10 protein-coding genes are annotated in these 9,749 nt (G+C 67.9%); 4 read left to right on the top strand and 6 right to left on the bottom strand.

All coding sequences use genetic code 11. The features are described from left to right. Positions 1-33 precede the first annotated feature (33 nt). Both C1704_RS17985 and C1704_RS17215 read right to left on the bottom strand, forming a co-directional pair. Positions 34-534 carry a DUF3800 domain-containing protein gene (locus C1704_RS17985; RefSeq protein ID WP_170064736.1) on the bottom strand — a complete coding sequence of 167 codons (501 nt, stop codon included), beginning with the start codon at positions 532-534 and terminating at the stop codon, positions 34-36. A 304-nt stretch (positions 535-838) separates the two neighbouring features. Continuing rightward, the gene (locus tag C1704_RS17215) at positions 839-1,648 is read right to left on the bottom strand and encodes an IclR family transcriptional regulator (RefSeq protein WP_104303978.1); all 810 of its coding nucleotides are present in this window, start codon (positions 1,646-1,648) and stop codon (positions 839-841) included. A gap of 91 nt (positions 1,649-1,739) precedes the next feature. Here C1704_RS17215 and C1704_RS17210 point away from each other — a divergent pair, with 91 nt between their 5' ends. From C1704_RS17210 to pcaF, 3 genes are read left to right on the top strand one after another with little or no spacing between them, the layout of a single operon-like run. Further along, on the top strand, positions 1,740-2,444 hold the full coding sequence (locus C1704_RS17210; protein ID WP_104303975.1) for a 3-oxoacid CoA-transferase subunit A: 705 nt from the start codon (positions 1,740-1,742) through the stop codon (positions 2,442-2,444). Next, positions 2,444-3,082 carry a 3-oxoacid CoA-transferase subunit B gene (locus C1704_RS17205; protein ID WP_104303974.1) on the top strand — a complete coding sequence of 213 codons (639 nt, stop codon included), beginning with the start codon at positions 2,444-2,446 and terminating at the stop codon, positions 3,080-3,082. The genes C1704_RS17210 and C1704_RS17205 overlap by 1 nt, the downstream gene beginning before the upstream one ends. A gap of 35 nt (positions 3,083-3,117) precedes the next feature. Beyond that, entirely contained in the window at positions 3,118-4,320 is a 1,203-nt protein-coding gene (gene pcaF, locus C1704_RS17200; protein WP_104303973.1) for a 3-oxoadipyl-CoA thiolase, read from the top strand. On the opposite strand, the gene sbcB is transcribed toward pcaF, so the two are convergent. The 3 genes from sbcB to pcaB are packed head-to-tail and all read right to left on the bottom strand — an operon-like array spanning position 4,321 to position 8,431. After that, positions 4,321-5,769 (bottom strand): exodeoxyribonuclease I, encoded by a 1,449-nt coding sequence (gene sbcB, locus C1704_RS17195; RefSeq protein ID WP_104303977.1) that lies wholly within the window; start codon positions 5,767-5,769, stop codon positions 4,321-4,323. 40 nt (positions 5,770-5,809) lie between these two features. Next, positions 5,810-7,033 (bottom strand): bifunctional 4-carboxymuconolactone decarboxylase/3-oxoadipate enol-lactonase PcaCD, encoded by a 1,224-nt coding sequence (gene pcaCD / locus C1704_RS17190; RefSeq protein ID WP_104303972.1) that lies wholly within the window; start codon positions 7,031-7,033, stop codon positions 5,810-5,812. 12 nt (positions 7,034-7,045) lie between these two features. Further along, complete coding sequence (pcaB, locus tag C1704_RS17185) at positions 7,046-8,431, bottom strand: 3-carboxy-cis,cis-muconate cycloisomerase (protein ID WP_104303971.1); 1,386 nt, start codon at positions 8,429-8,431, stop codon at positions 7,046-7,048. 195 nt (positions 8,432-8,626) lie between these two features. Here pcaB and C1704_RS17180 point away from each other — a divergent pair, with 195 nt between their 5' ends. Further along, entirely contained in the window at positions 8,627-9,430 is an 804-nt protein-coding gene (locus C1704_RS17180; protein ID WP_245876540.1) for an IclR family transcriptional regulator domain-containing protein, read from the top strand. 10 nt (positions 9,431-9,440) lie between these two features. On the opposite strand, the gene C1704_RS17175 is transcribed toward C1704_RS17180, so the two are convergent. Further along, positions 9,441-9,749: methyl-accepting chemotaxis protein (locus C1704_RS17175; RefSeq protein ID WP_245876539.1), on the bottom strand; the 309-nt coding region annotated here is incomplete at its 5' end.

Below are 9,749 nucleotides of genomic sequence, written 5' to 3'. Positions count from 1 at the left end.
TCGAAAAGCTCGACATCATGTTCCTCGGCTTCATCACCTTCGTTCTCGTCGCTGATGGACTGCGGATGTGTTAACAGGCCCTAGTCCGTAGTCTTCTCGTTGCTGTAACAGCTGTTGGAAAGTTCTGCATACCGACTGAACCGACGATGTGTACACGGATGTTCCCTCGAACGGTCCAGGTATCGGCTTGACGAACACTCGAGCTGTTGCGCACGCATCGTGCCGTTCGAGTAGGTCAAGAGAACTCGCGATGACTTGGTGGGCAAACCTGCGGTCGTTTCGCGAGGCGCCTCTGGCCTGCTTGCGGATGTCGGAACCTTTGATTTCAGCGACCATCCAGTCGTGGAAGTTGGATCCGGGAGGGATTCGGTTGGGAAAGTATTGCTGCTTGAGCTGGACCCAACCCCTAGTCAGACTGTCTACCCGCCTGGCCGGCAAAAACAAGCCAGCAAGCACGAACACAGGCTGAACAGCAGACGCTGGGCCATCCAACTCGCCAGTACAGCCGGCCTCATCAACGTAGCAGACAAACACTGGGCCCTCCCTGCACAAACAACTAGGGCCACTTTCGTGGCCCTAGGATTTGCCGCCAAGAGGGCATTGCTGTCCTTTGTTCGGCCGGGAAATTATAGCCCCCTCAAGCACGTGAGCAATCTGCGACCTGTAACAGATCTGTGACGCACGACCGACTTTTTGCTGATGGGTTGGTCGCCGCCATACCGACAGATCCCCCAAAAAGGGGGGTGGCGCGGACTCCCACGAGTTGGCTCGTGGACCCCACTGGCGTTTTCCTACGCAGCGCTTGAGCCAACCAGCAGCTTACGGTGTTTCGCTCCCCCTACTTCGCCCCCCCAATCATCGAACTGATCTGATGCGCCGCCGCCAGCAGCTTGGGCAGGAAGCGCTCCAGCATCACCACCGGCGGTGTGCGGTGCTGCTGGCCGCTCACGTTGATGGCGGCCACCACTTCGCCGTTGCGGCCGCGGATGGGGGCGGCGAGCGACACCAGGCCTTCTTCGAGTTCTTCGGCCACCAGGGCCCAGCCTTGCACGCGCACCTGTTCGATCAGGGCGCGCAGGCGGGTGGGGTCGGTTTCGGTCTTGGGGGTGCGTTGCACCAGGTCGCTGGCGGCCAGGCGGGCGTCGATCTGCTCGTCGGGGAGGCCGGCCAGCAGCACGCGGCCCATGGAGGAGCAGTAGGCCGGCAGGCGGCTGCCCACGCCCAGGTTGATGGCCATGATCTTGTGGGTGGGCACGCGCAGCACGTAGACGATGTCGGTGGCGTCCAGCACCGCGGCCGAGCACGATTCCTTGATGTCGGCCACCAGGTCTTCCATCACCGGCTCGGCCAGGTTCCACAGCGGCAGCGAGCTCAGGTAGGCAAAGCCCAGGTCGAGGATCTTGGGCGTGAGGCGGAAGAGCCGCCCCTCGGCTTCCACATAGCCCAGGTGCTGCAGGGTGAGCAGGATGCGCCGCGCGCCGGCGCGGGTGAGGCCGGCGCGTTCGGCCACCTCGGTGATGGTCTGGGCCGGGGCCTCGCCGCTGAAGGTGCGCACCACCGCCAGGCCGCGGGCGAAGGACTGCACGTAGCTGTCGCCGGGCTCGATGCGGGCAGGGGCAAGGGCGGCCGAACTTGAGTTTGCGCTCATGGTGGAGTAGAGTGTGTGTTCATAGAAAGAACCAATGTTCAATATTAGAACATTCGGCTCAGTTGTCAATCATTTGTTCGATAGGCGTTTCATGATCAACAAGATCTGTGCCTCCATCGAGGCCGCCCTCGCCGACGTGCGCGACGGCGCGACCGTGATGATCGGCGGTTTTGGCACCGCCGGCATTCCCGACCACCTGATCGAGGGTCTCATCGCCCAGGGGGCGAAGGACCTGACGGTCGTCAACAACAACGCCGGCAATGGTGACACGGGCCTGGCCGCGCTGCTCAAGACCGGCCGCGTGCGCAAGATCATCTGCTCGTTCCCGCGCCAGGTCGACTCCCATGTGTTCGACGGCCTCTACCGCAGCGGCAAGCTTGAACTGGAACTGGTGCCCCAGGGTAACCTGGCCGAACGCATCCGCGCGGCCGGGGCCGGCATCGGCGCCTTCTTTACGCCCACCGGCTACGGCACGCAACTGGCCGAGGGCAAGGAAACGCGCGAGATCAACGGCAAGCACTACGTGCTGGAGTACCCGATCTATGCCGACCTGGCCCTGATCAAGGCGGAGCGCGCCGACCGCTGGGGCAACCTCACCTACCGCATGACGGCTCGCAACTTCGGCCCCATCATGGCCACGGCGGCCAAGTGCACCGTGGTGGAAGTGCCCGAGATCGTCGAACTCGGCACGCTCGACCCCGAGGCCGTCGTGACCCCGGGCATCTTCGTGCATCGCGTGGTGCAGGTGGAACGCAAGATCACCCAGGCGGGTGGCTTCAAGAAGGAGGCCGCGTGATGAACAGGTGGACCCGTGACCAGATGGCCCAGCGTGTGGCGATCGACATCCCCGATGGTGCCTACGTCAACCTCGGCATCGGCCTGCCCACGATGGTGGCCAACCACATCCCGTCCGACCGTGAGGTGGTGTTGCACAGCGAAAACGGTGTGATCGGCATGGGGCCGGCGCCCGCGAAGGGCCAGGAGGACTACGACCTCATCAACGCCGGCAAGCAGCCGGTGACGCTGCTGCCGGGCGGCTGCTTCTTCCACCATGCCGACAGCTTCGGGATGATGCGCGGCGGCCACCTCGACGTGTGCGTGCTGGGCGCCTTCCAGGTGGCCGCGAACGGCGACCTGGCCAACTGGCACACGGGCGCGCCCGATGCCATCCCCGCTGTGGGCGGTGCGATGGACCTGGCCATCGGCGCGAAGAAGACCTACGTGATGATGGAGCACCTCACCAAGAGCGGCGAAAGCAAGCTGGTGCCCGCGTGCACCTACCCCATCACCGGCGTGGCCTGCGTGAGCCGGGTCTATACCGATCTGGCCGTCATCGACCTCACCCGCGATGGCGCCAAGGTGATTGACATGGTCGAAGGCCTGAGCTTTGATGAGCTCCAGAAGGTCACGGCCATCCCGCTGCAGCGGGCGTGATCCCCACCTTCACTGAACGAGCGAGACCTTTTTCCATGACCCAAGCCTTCATCTGCGACGCCATCCGCACCCCCATCGGCCGCTACGGCGGCTCGCTGTCGTCCGTGCGCACCGACGACCTGGCCGCGGTGCCGCTCAAGGCACTGATGGCGCGCAACCCCAACGTCGACTGGGCGGCCGTCACCGACGTGATCTACGGCTGCGCCAACCAGGCCGGCGAAGACAACCGCAACGTGGCCCGCATGGCCGCCCTGCTGGCGGGCCTGCCCATGGACGTGCCGGGCGCCACCGTCAACCGCCTGTGCGGCTCGGGCCTCGATGCCCTGGGCACGGCGGCGCGCGCCATCCGTGCCGGCGAGGCCGGGCTGATGATCGCCGGCGGTGTCGAGAGCATGAGCCGTGCGCCCTTCGTGATGCCGAAGGCGGAATCGGCCTTCTCGCGCAACAACGCCGTGTACGACACCACCATCGGCTGGCGTTTCATCAACCCGCTGATGAAGGCGCAGTACGGCGTGGATTCCATGCCCGAGACGGCCGAGAACGTGGCCACCGACTGGAAGATCAGCCGTGAAGACCAGGACAGGATGGCCCTGGCCTCGCAGCTCAAGGCCGTGGCCGCGCAGAAGGCCGGCTACTTCGATGCCGAGATCACGCCCGTGACCATTCCCCAGAAGAAGGGCGACCCTCTCGTCGTGAACCGCGACGAGCACCCGCGCGAGACTTCGCTGGAAGCGCTGGCCAAGCTCAAGGGCGTGGTGCGCCCCGATGGCACGGTGACGGCCGGCAATGCCTCGGGCGTGAACGACGGGTCGTGCGCGCTGCTGCTGGCTGACGAAGCCAGTGCGACGAAGTACGGCCTGACGCCGAAGGCCCGCGTGGTGGGCATGGCCACCGCCGGTGTGCCGCCGCGCGTGATGGGCATCGGCCCCGCGCCGGCCACGCGCAAGGTGCTGGCGCTCACCGGCCTCTCGCTCGATCAGATGGACGTGATCGAACTCAACGAGGCCTTTGCGGCCCAGGGCCTGGCCGTGCTGCGCGACCTGGGCCTGAAGGACGACGACCCGCGCGTGAACCCCAACGGCGGCGCGATTGCGCTGGGCCATCCGCTGGGCGCGTCGGGCGCCCGCCTGGCCACCACCGCGGTGAACCAGCTCGTGAAGACCCGGGGCCGCTACGCGCTGTGCACGATGTGCATCGGCGTGGGCCAGGGCATCGCCGTCATCCTGGAACGCGTCTGATCACTCGGCCGCGCTGAACTCGGCGAGCTGTTCAGCGTACTCGTAGAGCGCGCCCAGGATCTCCTGGCCGCGCTCGTCGTCGTCGGCCAGCGCTTCACCCAGCGCGTCGATGCGCTCGAAGTACTGTGCCAGCGTGGGCAGCCCATGGGCGCCGTCGTGCAGGCGGGCATGGCAGTGCTCGCGCCATCGGGCCAGCTCGGTCTCGCTCAGCGTGTGCGGGAAGTTGCGCGCGCGGTAGCGGAAGAAGAGCTCGTCCAGGCGTTCGTCGTCGAAGCTGGGCGTGCGCTCGGCCAGTTCCTCGGGCTTCGCGGTGCGCAGGCGCTGCAGGCGGCGGCGGTCTTCGTTGCCGATGAAGCCGCCGTACAGGTCCTCGTCCACGTCCACCGGCCCGGAGGCTTCGGGTCGGGCAAACACCTCGGGCCACAGGCCGGCGAGCTTGGCGCCGTCGCGGCCCGCCACCTCGGCGTGGCGCAGGGCCTGATCGATGTCGAGTTTCCAGCGTTCGATCACCGCCGGCGTCAGCGCCTTGAGGTTGCCGATCACGATGGGCGACTTGTTGATGTGCAGGGTCTTGATCGGCAGCCGCGTCACACCTTCGGGCAGGTCTTCGGTGCGGGTGTAGAGCCGCTCACGCACCTGGGCACTGCTCAGTTCGAAAAGTTCGGCCGGGTCGTGGGCCAGGTCCCAGACGATGATCTCGTTCTTGTTGTTGGGATGGGGCGCGAGCGGCCAGACGATGGCCAGGCCGCCGCGTTCGACACCGTACATGCCCGAGAGGTGCACGAAGGGCCGGCCGGCACCCATCTCGGCGAGCACGGCGTCCTTCTTGCGCAGCTTCAGGCAGAAGTCCCACAGGCGTGGCTGGCGGGTCTTGATGAGGCGCGCCAGCGCGATGGTGGCCCGCACGTCCGACAGCGCATCGTGGGCCGCGTCGTGCACGAGGCCGTTGGCCGCGCTCAGGTGTTCGAGCTTGAAACTGGGCCGCCCGTCGTCGTGCGTGGGCCACTCGATGCCCTCCGGCCGCAGCGCCCAGGTGGCGCGCACCACGTCGAGCAGGTCCCAGCGGCCGCAGTCGTTCTGCCACTCGCGGGCATAGGGGTCGATGAGGTTGCGCCAGAACAGGAAGCGCGTGACCTCGTCGTCGAAGCGGATGCTGTTGTAGCCCAGGCCGATGGTGCCGGGCCGGGCCAGCTCGGCTTCGATGGCCGCGGCAAAGGCATGCTCGGGCACACCGTGCTGTTGGCAGTGCTGGGGCAGGATACCGGTGAGCAGGCAGGACTCGGGGTCGGGCAGGGTGTCCGGCGTGGGCTGGCAGTACAGCATCACCGGGTCGCCGATCTCGTTCAGCTCGGCATCGGTGCGGATGCCGGCGAACTGGGCCGGCCGGTCCCGGCGGGGCACCCGGCCGAAGGTTTCGTAGTCGTGCCAGAAGAAGGTCAGATCGCTCATGACCGCGACCATACCTGAACGGCCGCGGTCCTTTCCCGGATCAGAGCGAGCCCAGGAACTCGCGGATCGTCTGCTCGAAGGCCCGCGGCTCTTCCATCACGCTGATGTGCGAGGCGTTCTCCAGCACCACCAGCTTCGCGCCGGGGCGGGCCTGCACGATGGCTTCGGACATGGCCACCGGCGCGCCCTGGTCGCGCGCGCCTGCGATCACCAGCACCGGGCAGGCGAGGGTGGGCAGGGCCTCGCGCCAGTCCACCCTGGCCACCGCATGGCAGCAGGCCACATAGCCGGCCGGGTCGGTGCGCAGCAGCGTGGCGCGCGCAGCGGCTTCGGCCTCGGGGTGGGCGGCGCGGAAATCCTCGTGGAAGTAGCGGCCCATCACGGCGTCGGCAATGGCCGCCAGCCCTTGCGATTCGACGGTGGCGATGCGCTGCGCCCACATGCTCTGCGCCGCCTCGGGGTACCACGACGTGGAGTTGGCGATCACCAGCGCCTTCACCAGATCGGGATGGCGGGCTGCGAGGCCCTGGCCCACCATGCCACCCATCGACAGGCCGATCCACACCACCGGGCTGCGGCCCCATTCGCGCACCACACGCGCCGCATCGTCCACCAGATCGTCCATCGAATAAGGGCCCGCCGGCGAGGCCGATTGCCCATGGCCGCGGTGGTCGTAGCGCAGCACCTCGCAGCCCTGCGCGGCCAGTGCGCGCGCCAGGCCATCCCACAGGTGCACGTCCATGCCCAGCGCGTGGCTCAGCACCACGGGTGTGCCCTGGCCCTGTCGCAGCACGTGCAGCTCGGGCGTGCTGAAGGTGCGGTGCGTGCTCACGCGGTGTTCGGGCGTGAGGGGTTGGGGGTCGATGGCGATGCCCATCTGCTTGAAGAGGTCGAGCGCCAGCTTGAAGGCGGTGTTCGCAGCCGGCACGCCGCAGTAGATGGCCGACTGCAGCAGGGTTTCCTTGATCTCGTCGAGTGCGATGCCGCCGGCCACGGCGGCACGCAGGTGCAACTCGTACTCCTCCCACCGGCCCTGGGCGATGGTCATGCCCAGCACCAGCAGGCGGCGTGTGCGGTGGTCCAGCCCGGGGCGGCCCCAGATGTCGTGCCAGGCATAGCGCGTGATGAGCGACTGGAAATCGGCGTTGAAGGCGTTGGCGTTGGACAGCGAACGATCGACCCAGGCGTCGCCCAGCACGGTGCGGCGGTTGCGCAGGCCCTGGTCGAAGGGGTCGGTGTGGTCGGGCGTGGAGGGCTTGGTCATATCGGGGCGAGGTCAGGAGGGAAGGGGCGATGCCTGCAGGCGCCGGGCCTCGGCGTCGAGGGTCTCGAGCTGGTCCAGCGCGATGCGGGCGGCGGGTTCGGCGGCCCGGTCGATGTCGAACAGGGGGGCGAGGCGGTCGTGCAGGCCCGCGAGGGCTGCGTCACGGGTGATGGCGTCCAGCGTCACGTCGCGCAGGTGGCGGCCCGAGGCCAGGGCCTGGCGCGTGAGGCTCTCCATCAGCGCATGCGCCGCGGCCTTGCCCATCGTGGAGGCCAGCAGCATCGACACGGCCTCGGCGCTCACCAGGCCTTGCAGCGCCTCGATGTTGGTGCGCATGCGGGCCTCGTCCACCCCCAGGCCCTGGGCGGCATCGGCCAGCGCCTTCACGGCGCCATGGGCGCTGATGAACAGCCCCGCCCATTCCGCCAGTTCGGCCTGCCAGTTGCCCAGCCCCCGTTCATGCTCCTGCGGCATGCTGGCCAGCAGGGCCGCCACGCGCTGGGGTGCGCGGGTGGCCGCGGCCAGGGCCACCATCGATGACACCGGGTTGCGCTTGTGCGGCATGGCCGACGAGCCGCCGCGCCCGCCGCCCGCGGGCTCGGCCAGTTCAGCGATCTCGCCCTGGGCCATCAGCGAGAGGTCGCGCGCCATCTTGCCCAGGCTGCCGCACAGCACGCCCACCTCGCTGCCCAGTGCCACCCATTCGTCGCGCTGGGTGTGCCAGGCCAGAGGGGACCACGGCAGCTGCAAGGCCTCGGCCATCCGACGGGCAACGGCCGGCCCCTTCGGCCCCATGGCCGAGAGGGTGCCCACGGCGCCGCCCAGCTGCAGCCGCAGAGCCCGCGGGGCCGCCTCCCGCAGCCGCGCCTGGCGCCGCAGCAGCGGCGCCACCCAACCCACCAGTTTGTAGCCCAGGGTCACCACCTGGGCCGGCTGCATCAGGGTGCGGGCCAGCACCGGGCTGTGCGCATGGGCACGGGCCAGGCGCAGCAGGTCGGCATTCAGACGGGTGAGGTCGCGGTCGATGAGCTGCAGCGCCCGGCGTGTGACCAGCACCATGGCAGTGTCGATCACGTCCTGGCTGGTGCTGCCCCAGTGCACATAGCCGGCCGCCGGCTTGTCGAACAGGGCCACCGTGTCGGTGAGCTTCTTCACCAGCGGAATGGCCAGGCTGCCGGCGCGCCCGCTTTCGGCGATCAGGGCGGGCACGTCGTAAAGGTCGGCCTTGCAGACCCCCGCAATCGCCTGGGCACACCCGGCCGGCATCAAGCCCTCGTCGGCCTGGGCCTGGGCCAGGGCGGCCTCGAAGTCCATCATGGCCTGGACGACCGCGGCTTCGCTGAAAACCTCGAGCACCTCGGGCGTGGACAGGAATCCCTCAAAGATGAATGCCGACATGACGGATGGGTTGCATCGCAGCCTCAATGGTCGTAGAGCGACGATGTGGTCTTTGAAATTTTCAATGGGCGCGATAGTCGCACCGTTGGTTGTTGGTCGAACAACGCCAGCCAATCTAGGCTATATTGCCCCGCGGAACAAGCCTTCCGCGCAGGTGGATGCGGTGATCGGTCCTCCCGTGCGTGGAGCGCGCACATGAAGGGTCCTCCTATGTCTCTCACCGCCATGTCCGGTCCGGAATTTCAGGTTCAGAAGCGTGACTTCATCGCGGGGCTGGAAAAAGGCCTGGCGGTGATCGAGGCCTTCGACCAGGACCAGTCCCGCCTGTCCATGACCGAGGTCGCGCAGCGCACCGGGTTGACGCGCGCCGCGGCACGGCGCTACCTGCTCACGCTCACGCAGCTGGGCTACGTGGCCTACGACGGTCGCATGTTCTCGATCACGCCCAAGGTGCTGCGCCTGGGCCAGTCCTACATCCACTCGGCCCGGCTGCCGCGCATCGTGCACCCGCAGTTGCACAAGCTGGCGCACGCGCTGCAGGAAGCATCGTCCGCCGGCGTGCTCGATCATGGCGATGTGATCTGCATCGCGGCCACCACGGCCGGCCGGGTCGTATCGGCCACGCTGCAGCCCGGCACCCGCGTGCCGGCCTATTGCACGGCCAACGGTCGCGTGCTGCTGGCGTCGCTGCCGCAGGAGAAGGTTGATGCCTGGCTGGACGAGCAGCACCTGGAGCCGCTCACGCCGCACACCATCACCCACAAGGACCGGCTGCGCATCGAGATCGCGCGTGCCCGGGCCCAGGGCTATGCGGCCGTCGACCAGGAACTGGAACTGGGCCTGCGCACCTTGTCCGTGCCGCTGAAGAACCTGCGCGGGGACTCGGTGGCGGCGCTCAACGTGAGCGTGCACGCGGCGCGCATGTCGATGAGCGAACTGCAGGACCGCTGCCTGCCGGCCCTGCTGCAGGTGCAGTCCCAGGTTCGCAATCTGCTCTGAGGCCGTCGGGTCAGCCGGTTGCGCCGGCCGGTTCCACCCGGAAGGTCTGCACCAGCGACATCAGGGTGCCCACCTGCTGCTGAAGGCTGTGCGCCGCCGCAGCCGACTCCTCGACCAGCGCGGCGTTCTGCTGCGTCATCTGATCGAGCTGGGTGACGGCCACGTTGATCTGGCCGATGCCGTCGTTCTGCTCGGAGGCCGCGGCGGTGATCTCGCCGATGATGTCGGAGACACGGCGCACCGAGGCGACGATCTCGTCCATGGTGGAGCCGGCGTCCTGCACCAGCTTGGAGCCGGACTCGACCTTCTCGACCGAGGC

The organism is Caldimonas caldifontis (assembly GCF_002930615.1).
In the GTDB taxonomy this organism is placed as follows: Bacteria; Pseudomonadota; Gammaproteobacteria; order Burkholderiales; family Burkholderiaceae_C; genus Caldimonas; species Caldimonas caldifontis.
This window is presented reverse-complemented; position numbering and strand designations above follow the sequence as displayed.

Bases quoted from the DNA above. Each gene is read 5' to 3' on its own strand.
- C1704_RS17215 (WP_104303978.1), bottom strand. From the start codon at position 1,648: ATGAGCGCAAACTCAAGTTCGGCCGCCCTTGCCCCTGCCCGCATCGAG.
- C1704_RS17210 (WP_104303975.1), top strand. From the start codon at position 1,740: ATGATCAACAAGATCTGTGCCTCCATCGAGGCCGCCCTCGCCGACGTG.
- C1704_RS17205 (WP_104303974.1), top strand. From the start codon at position 2,444: ATGAACAGGTGGACCCGTGACCAGATGGCCCAGCGTGTGGCGATCGAC.
- pcaF (WP_104303973.1), top strand. From the start codon at position 3,118: ATGACCCAAGCCTTCATCTGCGACGCCATCCGCACCCCCATCGGCCGC.
- sbcB (WP_104303977.1), bottom strand. From the start codon at position 5,769: ATGAGCGATCTGACCTTCTTCTGGCACGACTACGAAACCTTCGGCCGG.
- pcaCD (WP_104303972.1), bottom strand. From the start codon at position 7,033: ATGACCAAGCCCTCCACGCCCGACCACACCGACCCCTTCGACCAGGGC.
- pcaB (WP_104303971.1), bottom strand. From the start codon at position 8,431: ATGTCGGCATTCATCTTTGAGGGATTCCTGTCCACGCCCGAGGTGCTC.
- C1704_RS17180 (WP_245876540.1), top strand. From the start codon at position 8,627: ATGAAGGGTCCTCCTATGTCTCTCACCGCCATGTCCGGTCCGGAATTT.